This window comes from Synechococcus sp. MU1651 (genome assembly GCF_023630635.1).
Taxonomy (GTDB): domain Bacteria; phylum Cyanobacteriota; class Cyanobacteriia; order PCC-6307; family Cyanobiaceae; genus Parasynechococcus.
The window spans coordinates 314802-332898 of the sequence record NZ_JAKUHJ010000001.1; the positions used below are offsets into that span (position 1 = coordinate 314802).

Below are 18097 nucleotides of genomic sequence, written 5' to 3' on the forward strand. Positions count from 1 at the left end.
GAGGCGATCAGAGTGCGCCGCGGCGGTAGAAGAGGATGAAGATGACAGCGGGACCGGCAATGGTGATCATCGCCAGGGCGGCAAAGTTGGCGATCAGGTGAATGTCAAAGCCCATGGCGATGCAGCGCTGTCCAAAATCGTTACGCCTCCCAGGCTACGGGGCTCTGACGCAGGAGCGACGGATTGGTTCTGATCTCTGTGATGGCTTGTCACAGCTTCAATCATGAGCCGAGAGACGCCGCAATGGTCATGCATCAAACACTGTGGAGCCTGTTGCCGACTCGCTCCGGAGGAACGGGCTGATGCCCTGGCGGCCTTGAACGAAGAGCAACAACGCACCTATCTGGCCATGGTTGGTCCTGATGGCTGGTGCATCCACTACGACACGGGCAGTCAGCGCTGCAGGATTTATGAGGATCGACCTGATTTCTGTCGTGTCAGTGGTCTGGGCCGTCTTTTTGACGTTCCCGATGATCAGTTCGATGCCTTCGCCATCACCTGTTGCCAACAACAGATCCGCAGCACCTATGGCGGCCGCAGTGGCGTGATGCGTAGGTTCAAGCGCGCTCAGACCGCGGGAGGTTCTGTTGACGAGTGAGCAAACAAGCCCTGAGTCGCGCAGCTTTGCTGCCGTGCTGTTCAGCACCTTCACCACAGTGTTTGTGGCTGAACTGGGCGACAAAACCCAGTTGGCAACGCTGTTGCTCTCGGCCCAGTCCGGCTCTCCTGTTCTGGTGTTCATCGGTGCCGCGCTGGCGTTGATTTCATCCAGCCTTGTGGGCGTTCTCGTCGGTCAATGGTTGGCCAAAACCCTTCCGCCTGAGCGTCTTGAACTGATGGCTGGGGTGCTGATGGTGGCGCTCGGAATCTGGCTCGGTCTTCAGGCCGCCAGCTCCCTTTGGCTCAATGCAGCGAGCTGACGATGGATTTTCCCCTTTTGATCTCCACGTTCTTGACCGTGTTCCTGGCCGAACTCGGTGACAAGACACAACTCGCCACCGTTGCCATCAGTGGCACGTCCAATCGCCCCCTGGCCGTGTTTCTCGGCTCATCATCGGCGTTGGTTCTGGCCAGTTTGCTGGGGGCCTTCGCCGGTGGTTCCGTTGCAACCGTGATTCCCAGCGATCTGCTTCAACTGCTGGCTTCCGTGGGTTTCCTCGTGATCGGTGGCCGCTTGCTGGTTCCTCTCGTCCGTGATGGTGAAGCCAACTCGGACGGGGATCCAACTTCTGAGTCCTAAAGTGATCTTTGAAGGGCTGACTCTGCACGGCCTGCTGAAGAGCGTCGACCACCCCTTCCCTCTCTCCCGGCCCTGATGGTCGGTTTCTGCGCACGCCACGATGAAATTTACGGTTGCCGATCTGCTGGATCAGCTCTCAACGGAGCACCCCTCTGAGCCCGACCAACTGGCCAAGATCCTCAAGCTCAGCAACAAGACGGATAAAGCGGCGCTTGAGCTTGCCGTTTTATCACTGATGAAAATCGGTGTGATCGAAAAGACCAGTGAGGGTGGTCTCACACGGCCCCAGGAGAGTGATCTGATTGATGCTCGCCTGCGTTGCAGCAGCAAAGGCTTCTGCTTCGCCATTCGCGATGACGGCGGCGAGGACATCTACATCCGTGACCATCAGCTGAACCACGCCTGGAATGGCGATCGTGTGCTGGTGCGGGTGACGCGGGAGGGCGGACGCCGCCGCTCTCCTGAAGGAGGTGTGCAATGCATCCTGGAACGGGCCACGCAATCTCTCCTGGCTCAGGTGGAGCAGCAGAGCGACCAGCTGCTCGCCTCCCCCTTGGACGACAGAGTGCTTGCCGGCATTGAGCTGCCGGCTGAGGATTCCAAGCATCTGCCCGGTGATGAGGTCTCCAGCGTTGTCGAGGTACGCATCGATCGCTATCCCGTGGCTCAGCATCCTGCGGCCGGCCATGTTGTGCGATCTCTCCCGCTCAATGGAGGACCAGCAGCCGACCGGGACCTGCTGCTGACGAAGGCTGGTCTTCAGGACCGTCCAGTGGCACCCAGGAGCTCAGGCAAAACCCCTGCGTCCAAAGGCCGGGTCGATCTCACCGCACAACCGTCGCTGCTTCTCAAAGGATGGAGTCAGGACGATGCACCGGGGTTGCCTGCCGTGCACGTTGAAGCGAGGGACGGCGGTTGCCGCCTCTGGGTCCACGCGCCCAGCGTGGGCGAGCGGATCGGTCTGGGCAACAGCCTCGATGCCTGCCTGCGCGACCGTGGGGAAGCCCTTTGCCTCGGTGAAGTCTGGCAACCTCTGCTGACTCCGGCCCTCCACAAGGCCACCAGCTTCTCGGCCGGATCCGAGGCTGATGCCATCAGCGTTCGGCTCGACGTCTCTGCCAACGGTGAGGTGAGCGACTGGGAGTTCATGCTCAGCTCGGTGCGCCCCGTCGCCGAGGTGAGCGCCGATCAGTTGATCGCCCTGGCTGAACGCAAACCCAAGGCGCGCAGCGTCCCTACCGCTCTCAAGCCGATCAAAGACCAGCTCGGTCAGTTGGAGACCCTCCGCTTCTGCAGCACGCTGTTGTTGGAGCAGGAGCGTGCCAACGGGGTTGTGCAACTCGATCTCTGCCCTCCTCAGCTGGAGGCCCTTGGTGACCTGTGCAGCGCAGATCCCTCCGGGTTGCGGCATCGCTGGGTTGATGCGTTCAACCCGATCGACCCCCATGCGTTCCTTCAGCCTCTGTTGAGGGCCGCCGACCGTGCATGGACAGCACAACGTCTCGAGCTCCAATTGCCGGGCATCACCATCGAGGCGGATGAACCCGATGGCAGCGTGCTCACCGATGTGGCGAAAACAGCCATTGCCCTGGATCTTCCCCTTGAACTGGATGACGACGGTTGTCCATCAGCTTCGGAACTGATTCAGGTGTTCAAAGACAGCACGCAACGCCGGGTGCTGGAACAACAGCTCAGTCACGCCCTGCCACCTCTCAACCTTGTGGCATCCACAGAGGTCCCCCCTGCGGCAGCGGATTCCGATGGGGACGAAGTTGCTGCGTCAAGCCGCAACACCTCACTGACCCCATGGGCCTGTGCCACCCAGCACTACGCCCACCTGGTGAACCAACAGGTGATCGTTGCGCTGCTGACCGATGCCAAGGATCGTCCAACCGTGCGTCACAAGACGCGTCTGAAGCTTGGCCTCAAGGGTGCCGGTGCTGATCTCACATGGCCCCTGTTCACCGCATCCCAGGACGAGAAGTTGAACGGATTGGTGAACGAGCGCACTGTGCAGCGGCTCAACACGCGACGGCGTCAGGTGTTGGAACTGGAAAAGGATCTGCTTTCGATGATCCAGGCCCGTTCAGCCCAACCCCTGATCGGCGAACAGGTGGAAGGGCGCATCAGTGGTGTGCAGAGCTATGGCTTTTTCGTGGAAGTTGGTGAAAGTCGCGTTGAAGGGCTGGTGCATGTGAGCTCCCTCAACGATGACTGGTACGAATACAGATCACGCCAGAATCGCTTGGTCGGGCGCAAGAACCGTCAGACCTATCAACTTGGCGACGCCGTACAGGTGCGTGTGATCAATGTGGATGTTCTGCGCAACCAGATCGACCTTGAGGTCATCAGCCAGGGTTCCAATGGCTCCACGGAACCTGAATCCTCAGCGCCTGAATCCTCGGAGCCGCTGCCCGTTGCCCTCAGCGAGCGCTGAGTGATGCATCCCTACGTTCTGGCAGTCACCGGTGCATCTGCTCAACCCCTGGCCGAGCGTGCCCTACAGCTGCTGCTGCAGCGCGGGCGCTCGGTGCATCTTGTGCTCAGCCATGGTGCCCATGAGGTGTTTCGTGCGGAACAGGGCCTGACAATCCCTGTTGATCCCCTGAAACAACGTGCGTTCTGGCGAGAGAGGCTGTCGGTGGAGAGTGGCGAGCTCACCTGTCATCGCTGGAATGATCAGGCTGCCTGCATTGCCAGTGGCAGCTACAGAACCCGGGCGATGGTCATCGTTCCCTGCAGCATGGGAACCGTCGGGCGGATCCACGCCGGTATTGCTGCAGACCTGATCGAACGTTGTGCGGATGTGCATCTCAAGGAGCGTCGGCCCCTGGTGATTGCTCCCCGGGAGATGCCTTTCAACCTGATTCACCTCCGCAACCTCACCGGCCTCGCTGAAGCTGGAGCCACCATTGCCGCTCCCATTCCGGCCTGGTATACCCGGCCCGATTCCTTGGAGGAGATGGTGGACTTTCTGGTGGTGCGCCTGTTCGACGGCCTGGAGGAGGACCTTGCACCCCTGAAGCGCTGGCAGGGCCCCCTGGAATGAGCATGTTTCAGCGGTTGCTGCTGATTCCCTGCCTGGCGCCACTGCTGGCGTTGCTGGTTCTTTCGGTCACCAATGTCGGAGACAAGACCCGGATCCGTCTGCTGGTTTGGACAACACCTCCGCTCCCCGTTGGGGCGTGGACAGCGCTGGCTGGCGTTGGTGGTGCGGCCGGAGCCGCTGTCGCAGCGGTTTTGGTCTCCCCAGTGGAGCGTCCTCTGAGTCGCCAGAGGCGTTCCCCTGTTCAACCGAAGTTTGAGGAGAGGGGTTACACCGCCTACGAACCGGCACCCAGATCCAGCACAAACCCAGGCCCCGAACGAGATGTGAGAGAACCAGCTCCAACCGTGTCTGTGGCCTACCGCGTGATTCAACGCCCTTCGTCAGTCCCCCCGCAGTCAGACGCTTCATCAGGCGCTTCAGCCGCTGGCTCTCCTTCTCAGGAGCTCAGTGATTGGGGAGATGATCCGGAGGCGAACTGGTAAGCAGCGCACCAAGCTGCTTACAGTTGCGCCAGCAATGCTGGATCGGTGAGCGAAACCCCAGTCGAGAAGCAGTCTTCAGGTCAAGAGGCCCCTGCCAAAGCGGCGCCGAAAGCGAAGCCGCCCAAGCCGGAGGACAAGCCCTTCCCTGAATTCATCGACACACTGTTTTTGCCGGCCGTCGCCAAACAGTTGGCCGAACATGACATCACCGCTGATCGGCTCGAGCGCGTGAATGGGCAGCGTCCCGTTGTCGGTGGTGAATGTCCAATGGTGGTTGGTGAGCTTCCAGGGGGCCGCCGCTTCTGGGTCTGCTTCTCCAAGGCCGACATCAACAGCACCAAAGTGATTGCCCTGGCTGATGCCGGCAGCGAGCCAACGCTGCTGGAGAGCTTTCTGATCGATGAGAAGCGGATGTCTTTGGCCCTGCTCGTTTCCCGTCTCTTGCAACGGCTCAACGGCCAAAAGTGGCTGGGAGGTAACTAACCGCCCGCATTGGCCTCGGGGGTTGGGCTGACACGCCTACATTGGGCGGATCGTGAACCGCAACTGATGGTCCCTCCCACCGCCGTGGCCGAAGGCAGCGCTGTAGCCATCAAGGATCCTGTCAAGGACACAATCCTCACCCCTCGCTTCTACACCACCGATTTCGAAGCGATGGCGGCAATGGACCTTCAGCCCAATGAGGCTGAACTGGAAGCCATCTGTGAAGAGTTCAGGAAGGATTACAACCGCCACCACTTCGTTCGTAACGAGGAGTTCGAGGGTGCTGCGGACAAGCTGGATCCTGAAACCCGCAAGGTGTTTATCGAATTCCTTGAGCAGAGCTGCACGTCCGAATTTTCAGGATTCCTGCTCTACAAGGAACTGAGCCGCCGTATTAAGGCGAAGAACCCTCTGCTGGCCGAGTGCTTTGCTCACATGGCTCGGGATGAAGCTCGCCACGCCGGCTTCCTCAACAAGTCGATGAGTGATTTCGGCATGCAGCTGGATCTCGGCTTCCTGACCGCGAACAAGGACTACACCTTCTTCAAGCCGAAATTCATCTTCTACGCCACCTACCTGTCTGAAAAGATCGGCTACTGGCGTTACATCGCCATTTACCGCCACCTCGAAAAGAACCCCGACAGCAAGATCTTCCCGATCTTCAACTTCTTTGAGAACTGGTGTCAGGACGAAAACCGTCATGGTGATTTCTTTGATGCCCTGATGAAGGCCCAACCGGACACGGTTCGTGGCCCCATCGCCAAACTCTGGTGCCGCTTCTTCCTGCTTGCGGTGTTCGCCACCATGTACGTGCGCGACGTAGCCCGCAAGGAGTTCTACGAGGCTCTCGGATTGGATGCTCGCACCTACGACAAGATGGTGATCGAGAAGACCAATGAAACGTCTGCGCGCGTTTTCCCCGTTGTTCTTGATGTGAACAACGACAAGTTCTGGACACGCCTCGAACGACTGGTGGCCAACAACGCCGCATTGGAAAAGGCTGATGCCAGCGATGCCATCGCTCCTCTGAAAGTGCTCCGCAAGCTGCCCTTCTGGATCGGAAACGGTGCTGAGATGGCCAAGCTGTTCCTTATGCCAGCGATCGACAGCGATCGTTTCCAGCCAGCTGTGCGCTGAGGGGACTCCCCCGGCCCAATCGAGGAGATTTCTTGAACAACGCCTTTTCGAATCATTGGCAAGGACTCTTGGAGTCCTTGCTGCACCGTGGCAGCTCCGCAGGAGCGGACCTGGTGGAGGTGTTTCTTGAGCGCACCGACCACATCGGTTTGCTTGCCGAACAGGATCGGATCACCAGTGTGAATCCGTCGTTCGCCCGTGGAGCTGGCCTCAGGGTGTTCCGTGATGGCCGTGATGGCTTCGTCAGCACCAACGATCTCAGCGAAGCCGGCCTCCAGCGCGCCCTCGATCAGGCCCTCGCCATGCTCGGTCTCGAGGCGCAACAGCTCACGTCCCCTTCAGCTTTTGAAGGGTTGAAGAAGCTGACTGACCACGGCTTGAACAAAGCCGACTGGCTGGAACGCTGCCCCTCCCTGGATCAGGCCAGCCAGTGCCTGCTCAAAGGCACAGACCATCTCAATCGTCTTGGTCAGCACTTGCAGGTGCGCCGTGGCAGTTACGCCCGCGACTGGCAGGAAGTGCTGGTGGCTGCATCCGATGGCACTTTTGCCCGCGACATCCGCCTGCATCAGTCGACAGGTCTATCCGTTCTTGCCGCCGACGGCGATCACCGATCCAGCATTGGCCGCCGCTATGGCAGTTCCGATCGTCCGGACGATCTTCAGGACTGGGATGCCGAAGCCAGTGCAGCTGAAGTGTGCAACAGCACTGGAACGATGTTGCGGGCCGACTACGTGGATGCCGGACAGATGCCGGCTGTTCTCGCCAACCGGTTTGGTGGCGTGATTTTCCACGAGGCCTGCGGTCACCTGCTCGAAACAACCCAGATTGAACGGGGCACCACGCCCTTTGCGGATCGGGTTGGTGAACTGATCGCTCACCCTGCAGTCACCGCCATCGATGAAGGGCTGAGTGGTGGATCCTTCGGTTCCATCTCGATGGATGACGAGGGAATGGAACCTGAGCGCACCGTGCTGATCAAAGACGGGGTGCTCCAACGCTTCATCAGTGACCGGGCCGGTGAACTGCGCACGGGCCACAAACGCACCGGAAGCGGCCGGCGTCAGAGCCATGCCTTTGCAGCTGCGAGCCGGATGCGAAACACCTTCATCGACGCCGGTCCGCATACCCCTGAACAGTTGATTGAATCCGTCGATCAAGGCCTGTACTGCAAGGCCATGGGTGGGGGAAGCGTCGGCCCGACAGGTCAGTTCAATTTCTCCGTTGAAGAGGGGTATCTGATTGAGAACGGCAAACTCACCAAACCGGTGAAAGGGGCGACGTTGATCGGTGATGCCAAGGAGGTGATGCCACGCATTTCGATGTGCGCCAACGATCTGGAACTGGCTGCCGGGTTCTGCGGATCCGTGAGTGGAAGTGTGTTCGTCACAGTGGGCCAACCCCACATCAAAGTTGATTCGATCACGGTGGGGGGCCGTTGATGATGAGCAGCAACAACAGCCTCAACGCCTCGGATCTCAGGGATCGCCTTCAGACCCTCGCCTCGCGCGAAGGCATTCGTCGTTGGGATCTTGGTGCCGCCTGCAGTGACGATTGCTCCGTTCAGGTGGATCGTGGTGAAGCCAAACAACTCAAGGCATCGCAGCGGAGCTCCATCACCGTCCGGGTTTGGAACAGCGATGGCCTGGTAGGAATCACCAGCACCACCGACCTCTCCGATAGCGGCTTGCAGCAAGCCCTTGTGGGAGCCCATACGGCCAGCCGTTTTGGCAATCCCGAGGACATCCCTGAGTTCTCCCCCCTGGCCACAGCTCCACTCCCCGAGCTCGATCGACCACTTCAACCTCGCCAAGGAATCCTCCCCTTGCTGGACACCCTTCGGGATGCGGAAGCCGATCTGTTGGGTCGTCACCCTGCGATCCAGACCGTCCCCTACAACGGACTGTCGGAATCCCTGTTCCAGAGCCTCTATCTCAACAGTGAGGGAGCACTGCGCCAGATGGAGCGCACCCAAGCCAGCCTGTATCTCTACGCAAGGGCTGAGGAAACAGGTCGTAAGCCCCGCAGTGGAGGTGCTGTTCGTTTGGGTCTTGGCAGCAGCGAACTGGATGTTCAAGGCTGCATCAGCGAGGCCGTTGATCGCACCGTCAGCCATCTGGATTATCGACCGATCGAAACCGGGAGCTACCGGGTTTGCTTCACCCCCGAGGCCTTTCTCTCACTGCTTGGTGCCTTCAGCAGCATGTTCAATGCGCGTTCGGTGCTCGATGGGGTGAGCTTGAGCCAGCGGGATTCGATTGGATCCGATGTGGCGGTTCCCTTCTTCAACCTCCACGATGACGGCCTCCACCCCGGACACATCAGTGCGGCAGCCTTCGATGGAGAGGGAACACCAACCCGACGTCTCTCCTTGATTGAGGGCGGAACCCTGCGGAATTTCCTTCACTCGGAAGCCACGGCCCGAGCCTTTGGTGTTCAACCCACCGGCCACGCTGGACTTGGCGCCAAGGTTTCGGTGGGTCCAGACTGGTTCGTGGTTGGTTCCAACCCGCAGGTGAGCAGCGGTAACAGCCTCAACCACCGCACCGAGTCAGGCCCCTTCGTGCTGATTGAGGATCTGTCAGCGCTTCACGCCGGTGTGAAAGCCACCCAGGGATCCTTCTCCTTGCCCTTCGATGGATGGTTGGTGAACAACGGCGAACGGGTTTCCGTTGAAGCAGCAACGGTTGCCGGTGACATCCGCTCTGTTCTCAACGGCATTGCTCATCTGGAAGCTGATTCTGAAATCACCCACCGAGGCGTTTCCCCTCATGTTTGGGTGGATGGACTCTCCATCACCGGCGAAGCCTGACGTTGAAGATTCTGTTCTGGGGGACACCCGTCTATGCGGTGCCAACCCTTAATGCACTGCATGATGCGGGCCACACCATCGTTGGGGTCGTCACGCAGCCGGATCGTCGGCGGGGTCGAGGCAAACAGCTTGTTCCATCACCGGTGAAGGCGAGGGCGGAAGAACTCGGTCTTCCTGTGTTCACCCCTGAACGGATCCGACGGGATGACGATTGCAAAGCCAAGCTCGCTGCACTCGGTGCTGATGCCTCTGTGGTCGTGGCCTTCGGACAGATCCTTCCCAAGGATGTGTTGGAGCAGCCTCCCCTGGGCTGCTGGAACGGCCACGGATCACTACTACCGCGTTGGCGTGGTGCTGGTCCCATCCAGTGGTCCCTGCTCGAAGGGGATCAGGAAACGGGTGTGGGGATCATGGCCATGGAAGAAGGGCTCGATACTGGTCCGGTTCTGCTCGAGCAACGTACCCCGATCCAGCTGCTGGAACCTTCCATCGCCTTGGCCGAACGGCTCAGTGCTCTCACTGCAGAGCTGATGGTTCAGGCGATGCCACTGATTGAAGCGGCGGGACCGGGTCCAGAAGACGAGAGATTGGCAAGGCTCAACGTGCGGGTTCAGGCCGAGGGGTCGACCTATGCCCGCATGCTGGAGAAGCAGGATTTCCAATTGGATTGGTCTGCCCCTGCCCTCAGCATTCATCGCAGGGTGATGGGGCTTCATCCCGGAGCGTTCACCCAGTGGCAGGGCAAACGCCTGAAGGTGTTGCGCACGGAGCCGTTGATCGAGCGCCTGCAGGATCAACTCAGTCCTGAGGGACGCAACCTCGTGGGCCAATGGCCCACCGGCGGGTATCCCCCTGGGACGATCCTTGCAGTGATCGAAGATCTGGGGCTTGTGGTGAGCAGTTCAGGCTGCCCCCTTCTGATCCGGGAGGCACAGCTGGAAGGGAAAGCACGCAGCACAGCCCCCGTTCTGTTGCAGCAACTCAACGCCACTCCCGGAGATCGATTGGGCGAAGGTTGATTCAGGATTCCGTGTACAACATCCGCGCTTGAGACCAAACCCGATCGAGATCCTGCTCGGAGAGCTGAAGAGCTTCCGGGAACATCGTCGAGAGCCATTGTTGGCGCTTCAACAGGGTGTCAGCTTCAAAAAATGTTTGCTGCGAGGCCAGAACTCTAAATTTGAGAAATTCCAGCAACCTTGCGCGCAAGCGAACCGTATCGATGAGTTTGATCCGTTGGCCTTGATCACAGAGATGAATGGTGCCGCCTGTTTCCACTCCGCATAATCGCGGTGCAAGCAATTCCAACGTTGTCGGCGGTTGCCAATGGCGCAACTTTGTCTCGGGGTGGGGGTAATAAATCCAGCCGTTCACAACCTCACTTTGGGGCGTCTTGATCTGAACACTCCAGAACGAGAACGTTTCGGGGGGGTGGAGGTCGGTCCATCGCACCTTTTCAAACAGGTGATCTGGATTTGAAAGTGAAACCTCGAGGGGGGCAAAGTCGAGATTCAGCGTGCCGAAGTAACAGTCCGAAAGGTCCAGCCCTAAGGACTGGAACACGGGGAATTGCATTCGAATCGTGCCATCCGGATACGGTGAATCGTTGCTTGTTCCGGAGGCGACGCCATGGCCAGCAGAGAGTCGCCCAGTGAGCCAGTCCAGTTTCATCAATCAGCGAAGTTCCCGGTGGCTGCAGTTCTCGCAGGGGCCTTCCGGCCACACAGCACAGCGGAGCAAAGGACTACGGGCATTGAAACGGCAATTGGGATCACCGATCACCCAGCCATGTCTCCAGGGTGTTGCATCGGCGGGACGCGTCTGGGGTTTCACCAACAGGGCCACTGAGGCCATCACATAGCGACCGTTGCGAAGGGCGTAACGGTGACGACGTTGCATCACGAGGAAGGATTGCTGTTCCACAACAAGCCATCGCCCCGGTTGTGGCGGATCCTCAAGATCAACGCGATGGAGCAAACGGTCTCCACTGATATGGCGAAGTTCAACAAGCATGGCCTTCGTCCTGATCGAGTTCCTTGCGGATCGACATTCCCCAGGCAAACAGCAACAGCACCACCACCAAGGTGAGCCAATCAGGTTGATTGAGGCTGGGCACGACAACATGAACAATCAAGCGCAGCGCCACGAAAGCAACGGCGAGAAACCCAGCCGTTTCAAGCCGTGGATACAGATCAAGCCAGCGGATGAACAGGGCGGATGTAAAACGCAGTGCCACGATGCCGATGAAGGCACCTGTGCTTATCAACACAATCTGATCACTGATGGCCACGGCTGCGGCAACGCTATCGATGGAGAAGGCCAGATCTGTGAAGGCCAGCAGCAAAACCGTGTTCAGAAACGGGCGTGACAGACCGTTGGATTCATGTCCTTCGCTTGAGTCCGCGTCATCGCCTGATCGGTTGTTGAAGTGATCAACCACCAGCCACACAAGATAGGCCGCAGCGAGGAGTTGCACCCAGGCGTTTTGCAGCACCCATTGGGCCACAACGATCAAAGCGATCCGCAAGACCAGTGCAATGCCAATGCCCAGGTTGAGGGCAAGGCCTTCCCGCTCCGGTTGGCGGCTGCTGCGGGCGATGGCCGCGAGGGCTACGGCATTGTCAGCCGACAGGATCAGCTCCAGCAATACCAGAACAGGCAGCAGGGCCAAAACCTCACCCCATTGATCGGCACCTTCGAAGAAATCCGACAGTGAGGGAAGCGAAGTGATGTCCATGGCGGCAGCCTAGAAAGTGCAAGCGCTTTTCCATTGCGATGCAGATCCGGGCCGAGCTGTGTCACGTCGACACCCTGAGATGCATCGTGCGGGTCGAGGCCTGGCTCGACGGTTCTCAGCAGGGCAGCGCCCTCGGTGAAGCCGCCACTGCTGAAGAGGCTGAGGAGAGGGCGTTGCAACGCCTGAACTCCAGGCTGGTGTCCACTGAGGGAGCACAACAGCCCCCGAATTCAGCTCGCTCTGAAGCCCCCCAGGTGGATGAGCCAAATCCGAAGCAGGTGCCCGTGGAGCGGCCGAGAAAAATTGATCAGACCCAGCCCTTGTCTGCTCCACACCCCCCTGCCATCCAGCAGGAGGTTCCAGCCACCCCTGCTAACAACGCACCCTCTGAAACACCAACGGATCCTGACGACTGGAGTGATGAGCTGACCGCCATCGATATGGAAATCAGACGCATTGGTTGGTCTCGAGAGCAGGAGCAGGAGTATTTGACCCGGGCCTTCGGGCTCGGCAGCCGCCACAAGCTCACGCGCTATGCCGATCTGGTGGCCTATCTGCGTCAGTTGAAGTTGATCCAAGCCAACGACGACGCGTCCACCGCACCAGCACCCATCCGTCGTGGTGATCTGCTTCAACAAGGAGATGCCATGTTGAAGCAGCTGGGCTGGAGCTCCGATCAAGCCAGGACCTTTCTCCAACAACAACTGGGGGCGACCAGTCGTCAACAACTCAGTGATGAACAGCTGCTGCAGTTCAACATGCTGCTGGAGGAGGAGCAGACGCTCAGCCAAGCCAAATAGGCATTAACACTCAGGAATGGTCGCGACTAGTGGCCTACAACGGGTTTGCGGCAGGGACTGATACGGCGTCCATGCCGATTGCAGCAGGGTGAATCGTCTACACACTCTGCGCAGCCCGGTCGTTCCCTCCGCTTCTTTCCTGAAGGGGGGAATGGCCCCTATGGGGCAATAAAGAGATCAGAGCTCTGTCGTGAGGGGTTGCTCAGCTGATAAATCAACTGCGGAAGTTGAACTCCAGCTTCGTTTTGGGCTTTTGGTACTTGATCACATTCATCACCTGAAGACCAGTATTTTCAGACTTCCTCTCCTCGGCAAGCGCTTTGAGGATCATGGAGCCCGAGGCCTGCCAGTCTTGATCGACTTCGATCAATTGCTTGGCTCGTGAGTAGTACTCCGCAGCTTTAGCCAGGTAATCACATTTCTGGCTTGATGTCTTTGAAGATATTGCCGTTGTGATGGATCTCGCTTTCTCTGGAAGAATTGTACAGCATGCTTTTCAGTGCAGATAAATTATTTGAGGCCTGCAATCCCGTGAACGCGTTTTAGACCAAGCCGATTGACCAAACCGCGAGGAATCGATAACCAGCTGAGGCGGATGCTCCTAGCGAGCGTTTTTGGCCTGAATGTCACCTGGTATATCAACGTTTTGAATCTTTAACCTGCCAAATTCACCAGCTGCACTTGCGATAGGGTCAGGCATGGATGAACCCACCCTGATTGTACGGCAGCTGATCAATGAGCTTCGGGATGACATGTCCGAAGCGGGCCGTGAACTCAGAAATCGCAGCACTTGGGATCTCCAATGCCCCGTCGTCATCATTGATGCCCGAAGCGAACCCAACCGGGTTGTTCGAACCTCAGTGCGCGGCATCACTGGTGCCATCGCCACCAGCAACGTGATCGATGATCCCTTGATGCGGTCGTTTCTGGATCGCTTCCGTGAAGTTGGTGCTGATGAAGCCCTCAATGAATTTCTGCAGGGTCCAGAGGCAGAACGTTTCTCAGAGCTCTGGGACATCTACAACGACGAAGCCCAACAGCAGGGTCTAGCGGTCTGGTCCCACAGTGACGCCGCCAAATTTGTGCTCAAGTCGAAAACTTGTTTTGACGATGGTCAGCTGGCCTGTGTTGCCATTACGTCGGGAGACCATCGTGATGCCCACGACGTGCTCACCTTTTCTGTGGATGCCTGCTGGTTGTCTTGAGCGCCGGTTCGGCCTTAAACGCACCGGAATTCAGGAGCGGATCAGTTGAACAACAACAAAAAGTGCTGAAGCTGCCAGGGGCCAAAGCAACCAGGTCAACTGAGGAATGGTGAGGGCGAGCACAAGCCCGATCACGAAGAAAATCAGAAAACGGCCGAGGGTCATGAAGGCACCAACACCGACGTATTGAACCGAAAACCCCGCCTTAGGCCAGTTTTTCGCGCCTTGAGCTGGGAGCTGGTTCGGGGGAGAACTGGATGGGGACCGAGGAAGCAACCAGCACGCCGCCCACAGTCAGCAACACCAGCAGCGGAATGGGCCGGACCAGGGGCTGACGCTGCAACGGTGTCGCGCAGCTGGAGCAGAGCGGAACAACCCCCTTGGGTGGATGCAACACCAAGGCCGGGCCGCAACAGCAGGAGGGGCAGCGGTAGCGCGGCATCGACCGGTGAAACGCAGCTGCAGGCACCCTATTGCGAAGATCATGGATTGCCGAGGCCTGCTCCATGCCGCTCCGTTCCCTGGTGACCAAGTTGCAGGAAACTGCACTCACCGGTGAGCTTGATGAGCGCTCAAGCCGCCCCGAACGTTTGTTGATGCGCGGGGCTGGTCGTTGCAGCCGAGCTCTGGTGGCCAGCGCGCTGTCGCAGCGGCGGGGCGCACCTCTGCTCGTGGTGGTGCCAACGCTTGAGGAAGCGGGACGCTGGACAGCGCTGTTGGAATTAATGGGGTGGGGCCAGGCAAGCCTGTACCCCACCAGCGAAGGCTCTCCCTATGAACCCTTCGATCCCACAAGTGAAATCACCTGGGGGCAACTTCAGGTTCTGAGTGACCTGCTGGGGGAACCCAACGCGGCGTCCTGGGCCATCGTGGCCACGGAACGTTGTTTGCAGCCCCATCTCCCCCCGCCGGATGTTCTGAGAACGAAAACGCGCACCTTGCGCAAAGGGGATGAGGTTGATCTGGAGGCACTGGGCGAGACGCTGGCCCAACTAGGCTACGAGCGGGTCACCACCATTGAGCAGGAGGGGAGCTGGAGCCGTCGCGGCGACATCGTCGACATCTTCCCGGTGAGCAGTGAGCTCCCTGTTCGACTCGAATTCTTCGGAGAGGAGCTCGACAAGCTGCGGGAATTCGATCCCGCCAGCCAACGCTCACTGGATCCCGTCGATGCGCTTCGACTCACACCAACAGGTTTTGGGCCTCTGATTGCGGACCAGCTCAGGGAGACGATGCCCGATGGACTGGAGCAATTGCTTGGTAGCGAGGGCACAGAGCAGCTTCTGAACGGCGCTACCCCGGAAGGCATGCGCCGGCTGATGGGGCTCGCTTGGGAGCAACCCGCCTCGCTTCTCGACTACCTGCCGGACACCACAACAGTGGTGATCGATGAGCGACGCCAGGGCCTAGCCCACGGACAACAGTGGCTCAGCCATGTGGAGGAACATCACCACGACATGGCTGCAGAGGCGGGTCTGGACGAGGGCGATCGTGATCGGCTCTGGCCACCGGTTCTGCACCGTGAGATTGAAGCCGCCTATGCCCTGACGGAGGTCTTCCATGGCTTTGATATGGCAGAACTGCTCGAAGTCGACCAGCACCCCAACAGCTTTGACCTCGCCAGCCGCCCTGTTGCGGCCTACCCCAACCAATTCGGAAAACTCGGGGAACTGATCAAGGGATTTCAATCCGAACGCACGGCGGTTTGGTTGGTGTCTGTACAACCCAGCCGAGCGGTTGCGCTGCTGGAGGAGCACGACTGCATCAGTCGGTTTGTGCCGAACGCCGGAGACAGCAATGCCATTTCCCGTCTGATTGAGCAGAACACCCCCGTCGCCCTGAAGGTGAGGGGGACTGCCGAACTTGAGGGTTTGCAGCTGCCGGCTTGGCGGATTGCTCTAGTCACCGACCGTGAATTCTTTGGCCAGCAGAGCCTCAGTTCCAGTGGCTATGTGCGCCGTCGTCGCAAGGCCGCCAGCCGCACGGTGGATCCCAACAAGATGCGCCCGGGCGATTTCGTGGTGCATCGGAACCATGGCATCGGCCGCTTCAAAGCCATGGAAAAACTCGCGATGTCAGGCGACATCCGCGACTACCTCGTGGTGCAGTACGCCGATGGAATCCTTCGGGTTGCCGCCGATCAACTCGGCAGCCTTGGGCGTTATCGGGCCACGAGTGAAACACCCCCGCAGCTCAACCGTATGGGCGGCACGGCCTGGAACAAGGCCAAGGAACGGGCCAAGAAGGCCGTTCGCAAGGTTGCCCTTGATCTGGTGAAGCTGTACGCAGAACGGCAACAGGCCGCAGGCTTTGCCTTCCCCTCCGACGGCCCCTGGCAGGTGGAAATGGAGGAGTCGTTCCCCTATGACCCGACGCCGGATCAACTGAAGGCCACGGCCGACGTGAAACGGGACATGGAACGGCAGGAGCCGATGGACCGACTGGTGTGCGGGGACGTTGGCTTCGGCAAGACCGAAGTTGCGATCCGCGCCATCTTCAAAGCCATCACCGCTGGAAAACAGGTGGCGATGCTGGCCCCAACCACGGTGTTGGCTCAGCAGCACTGGCGCACCCTCTCGGAACGCTTCGCGCCATATCCGATCAAGGTGGCTCTGCTGAATCGTTTCCGGACGGCGACGGAACGCAAATCCATTCTCGATGGCCTGAAGCAAGGAACCATCGACGCCGTGGTGGGAACCCACCAGTTGCTCAGCAAAGGAGCGTCATTCCAAGAGCTTGGTCTGTTGGTGGTGGATGAAGAACAGCGCTTCGGTGTGAACCAGAAGGAAAAGATCAAAGTGCTGCGAAAGGACGTCGACGTATTGACCCTGTCGGCAACGCCGATTCCCAGAACGCTCTACATGAGCCTTTCAGGGGTGCGGGAGATGAGCCTGATCACCACACCACCGCCATTGCGCCGTCCGATCAAGACGCACCTGGCTTCTCTGGATCCGGAGGCGGTGCGCAGCGCCATCCGCCAGGAATTGGATCGTGGGGGCCAGGTGTTTTATGTGGTTCCGCGGGTGGAAGGAATCGAGGAGGTGGCTGCAGGCCTACGGGAGATGCTGCCAGGCCTGAAGCTTTTGGTGGCTCACGGTCAGATGGCCGAGGGCGAACTGGAGAACGCCATGGTGGCGTTCAATGCCGGCGAGGCCGACGTGATGCTCTGCACCACGATTGTGGAAAGCGGCCTGGACATACCTCGCGTCAACACGATCCTGATTGAGGACGCCCACCGTTTTGGCCTGGCCCAGCTGTACCAATTGCGGGGACGGGTCGGTCGCAGTGGGATTCAGGCCCATGCCTGGTTGTTCTATCCGGGCAACGCATCGCTGAGCGACACCGCCCGTCAGCGGCTACGCGCCATTCAAGAGTTCGCCCAACTTGGTAGTGGGTATCAGCTCGCCATGCGAGATATGGAGATCCGTGGAGTGGGCAATCTCCTCGGCGTGCAGCAGAGCGGCCAGATGGAAACCATCGGCTTTGACCTCTACATGGAGATGCTGCAGGAATCCCTGGCCGAAATCCAGGGTCAAGACATCCCCAGCGTTGAAGACACCCAGGTGGACCTCCCCGTCACGGCCTTTGTGCCTGCGGACTGGATCACTGATCCCGATGAGAAGATCGCGGCATACCGCGCTGCCGCCGACTGCCTCACCGCGGAGGCCCTGGTGGAGCTGGCTGCGGGTTGGGCCGATCGCTACGGAGCGCTGCCCGCTGCCGTGGTGTCGCTACTCCAGCTGATGGAACTCAAACTGCTGGCGAAGCGGTGCGGCTTCTCCAGGATCAAACCGGAAAAGCCCAACATCGTGCTTGAAACTCCCATGGAGGAACCGGCGTTCCGTTTGCTGCGCCAGGGGTTGCCCCAGCATCTGCATGGCCGTTTGGTGTATCAGGCCGGCAGCGGCATCCAGCACAAGGTGATGGCCCGCGGTCTTGGTGTTCTCCCCATGGAGAAGCAACTGGAACAGCTGATGGAATGGCTGCGTTTGATGGCAGCCCAGATTCCCGATGCCGATGGCAAAACGGAGGCACAGCGGCAGGAAGAGCTGCGTGCCAAGAATGCAGAGGTGGTTCAGGTCTGAAGCCTGAAACCAATTCTGAGAAAAACGTTACCAACCACGCAATTCTTCGTTACATTGGTACCAGCGA

General features: G+C 59.3%; 21 protein-coding genes. 14 read left to right on the forward strand and 7 right to left on the reverse strand.

Annotated features, from left to right (window positions below):
* Positions 1 to 7: 7 nt before the first annotated feature.
* Positions 8 to 115, reverse strand: a complete 108-nt coding sequence (psb30, locus tag NCN05_RS01895) for a photosystem II reaction center protein Ycf12/Psb30 (RefSeq protein ID WP_025362280.1) — start codon at positions 113 to 115, stop codon at positions 8 to 10.
* 108 nt (positions 116 to 223) lie between these two features.
* Here psb30 and NCN05_RS01900 point away from each other — a divergent pair, with 108 nt between their 5' ends.
* The 11 genes from NCN05_RS01900 to fmt all read left to right on the forward strand — a co-directional run bounded on the left by NCN05_RS01900 (position 224) and on the right by fmt (position 10222).
* Positions 224 to 598, forward strand: coding sequence for a YkgJ family cysteine cluster protein (locus NCN05_RS01900; protein ID WP_250396756.1), 375 nt, complete (start codon positions 224 to 226; stop codon positions 596 to 598).
* Positions 588 to 920 (forward strand): TMEM165/GDT1 family protein, encoded by a 333-nt coding sequence (locus NCN05_RS01905; protein ID WP_115009029.1) that lies wholly within the window; start codon positions 588 to 590, stop codon positions 918 to 920. The genes NCN05_RS01900 and NCN05_RS01905 overlap by 11 nt, the downstream gene beginning before the upstream one ends.
* Before the next feature lie 2 nt (positions 921 to 922).
* A complete protein-coding gene (locus tag NCN05_RS01910) occupies positions 923 to 1240 on the forward strand; it encodes a TMEM165/GDT1 family protein (protein ID WP_186508594.1) in 318 nt (105 codons plus the stop codon).
* Positions 1241 to 1340: 100 nt separating this feature from the next.
* Positions 1341 to 3677 (forward strand): RNB domain-containing ribonuclease, encoded by a 2337-nt coding sequence (locus NCN05_RS01915; protein ID WP_250396757.1) that lies wholly within the window; start codon positions 1341 to 1343, stop codon positions 3675 to 3677.
* Positions 3678 to 3680: 3 nt separating this feature from the next.
* The gene (locus NCN05_RS01920) at positions 3681 to 4289 is read left to right on the forward strand and encodes a flavin prenyltransferase UbiX (protein WP_115132609.1); all 609 of its coding nucleotides are present in this window, start codon (positions 3681 to 3683) and stop codon (positions 4287 to 4289) included.
* Positions 4286 to 4771 carry a hypothetical protein gene (locus tag NCN05_RS01925; RefSeq protein ID WP_250396758.1) on the forward strand — a complete coding sequence of 162 codons (486 nt, stop codon included), beginning with the start codon at positions 4286 to 4288 and terminating at the stop codon, positions 4769 to 4771. The genes NCN05_RS01920 and NCN05_RS01925 overlap by 4 nt, the downstream gene beginning before the upstream one ends.
* A 45-nt stretch (positions 4772 to 4816) precedes the next feature.
* Positions 4817 to 5254 (forward strand): DUF2996 domain-containing protein, encoded by a 438-nt coding sequence (locus tag NCN05_RS01930; protein WP_250396759.1) that lies wholly within the window; start codon positions 4817 to 4819, stop codon positions 5252 to 5254.
* Between the two features lie 66 nt (positions 5255 to 5320).
* On the forward strand, positions 5321 to 6391 hold the full coding sequence (acsF, locus tag NCN05_RS01935; RefSeq protein ID WP_114989126.1) for a magnesium-protoporphyrin IX monomethyl ester (oxidative) cyclase: 1071 nt from the start codon (positions 5321 to 5323) through the stop codon (positions 6389 to 6391).
* Positions 6392 to 6423: 32 nt separating this feature from the next.
* On the forward strand, positions 6424 to 7833 hold the full coding sequence (locus tag NCN05_RS01940; protein WP_250396760.1) for a TldD/PmbA family protein: 1410 nt from the start codon (positions 6424 to 6426) through the stop codon (positions 7831 to 7833).
* Positions 7833 to 9203 carry a TldD/PmbA family protein gene (locus NCN05_RS01945; protein WP_250396761.1) on the forward strand — a complete coding sequence of 457 codons (1371 nt, stop codon included), beginning with the start codon at positions 7833 to 7835 and terminating at the stop codon, positions 9201 to 9203. The genes NCN05_RS01940 and NCN05_RS01945 overlap by 1 nt, the downstream gene beginning before the upstream one ends.
* 2 nt (positions 9204 to 9205) lie before the next feature.
* On the forward strand, positions 9206 to 10222 hold the full coding sequence (fmt, locus tag NCN05_RS01950) for a methionyl-tRNA formyltransferase (protein ID WP_250396762.1): 1017 nt from the start codon (positions 9206 to 9208) through the stop codon (positions 10220 to 10222).
* A 1-nt stretch (position 10223) separates the two neighbouring features.
* Here the strand turns inward: fmt and NCN05_RS01955 are convergent, their stop codons facing one another.
* Genes NCN05_RS01955 through NCN05_RS01965 form a run of 3 tightly spaced genes read right to left on the reverse strand, consistent with a single transcriptional unit; the run spans position 10224 to position 11940 of the window.
* On the reverse strand, positions 10224 to 10874 hold the full coding sequence (locus tag NCN05_RS01955; protein WP_250396763.1) for a hypothetical protein: 651 nt from the start codon (positions 10872 to 10874) through the stop codon (positions 10224 to 10226).
* Positions 10875 to 10877: 3 nt separating this feature from the next.
* Entirely contained in the window at positions 10878 to 11216 is a 339-nt protein-coding gene (locus tag NCN05_RS01960) for a DUF6464 family protein (protein ID WP_115082253.1), read from the reverse strand.
* A complete protein-coding gene (locus NCN05_RS01965) occupies positions 11206 to 11940 on the reverse strand; it encodes a DUF475 domain-containing protein (RefSeq protein ID WP_250396764.1) in 735 nt (244 codons plus the stop codon). Before NCN05_RS01965 ends, NCN05_RS01960 begins: the two co-directional genes overlap by 11 nt.
* A 38-nt stretch (positions 11941 to 11978) precedes the next feature.
* Here NCN05_RS01965 and NCN05_RS01970 point away from each other — a divergent pair, with 38 nt between their 5' ends.
* Positions 11979 to 12740 (forward strand): hypothetical protein, encoded by a 762-nt coding sequence (locus NCN05_RS01970; RefSeq protein ID WP_250396765.1) that lies wholly within the window; start codon positions 11979 to 11981, stop codon positions 12738 to 12740.
* 214 nt (positions 12741 to 12954) lie between these two features.
* On the opposite strand, the gene NCN05_RS01975 is transcribed toward NCN05_RS01970, so the two are convergent.
* Positions 12955 to 13110 (reverse strand): hypothetical protein, encoded by a 156-nt coding sequence (locus tag NCN05_RS01975; protein ID WP_250396766.1) that lies wholly within the window; start codon positions 13108 to 13110, stop codon positions 12955 to 12957.
* A 328-nt stretch (positions 13111 to 13438) separates the two neighbouring features.
* Here NCN05_RS01975 and NCN05_RS01980 point away from each other — a divergent pair, with 328 nt between their 5' ends.
* On the forward strand, positions 13439 to 13945 hold the full coding sequence (locus tag NCN05_RS01980) for a hypothetical protein (RefSeq protein ID WP_250396767.1): 507 nt from the start codon (positions 13439 to 13441) through the stop codon (positions 13943 to 13945).
* Between the two features lie 30 nt (positions 13946 to 13975).
* Here NCN05_RS01980 and NCN05_RS12480 read toward each other — a convergent pair whose 3' ends face one another.
* Both NCN05_RS12480 and NCN05_RS01985 read right to left on the reverse strand, forming a co-directional pair.
* Positions 13976 to 14110 (reverse strand): hypothetical protein, encoded by a 135-nt coding sequence (locus NCN05_RS12480; protein WP_006851938.1) that lies wholly within the window; start codon positions 14108 to 14110, stop codon positions 13976 to 13978.
* A 40-nt stretch (positions 14111 to 14150) separates the two neighbouring features.
* The gene (locus NCN05_RS01985) at positions 14151 to 14387 is read right to left on the reverse strand and encodes a hypothetical protein (protein WP_250396768.1); all 237 of its coding nucleotides are present in this window, start codon (positions 14385 to 14387) and stop codon (positions 14151 to 14153) included.
* 64 nt (positions 14388 to 14451) lie between these two features.
* Between NCN05_RS01985 and mfd the strand changes: the two genes are divergently transcribed.
* A complete protein-coding gene (mfd, locus tag NCN05_RS01990) occupies positions 14452 to 18030 on the forward strand; it encodes a transcription-repair coupling factor (protein ID WP_250396769.1) in 3579 nt (1192 codons plus the stop codon).
* The last annotated feature ends 67 nt before the right edge of the window (positions 18031 to 18097 follow it).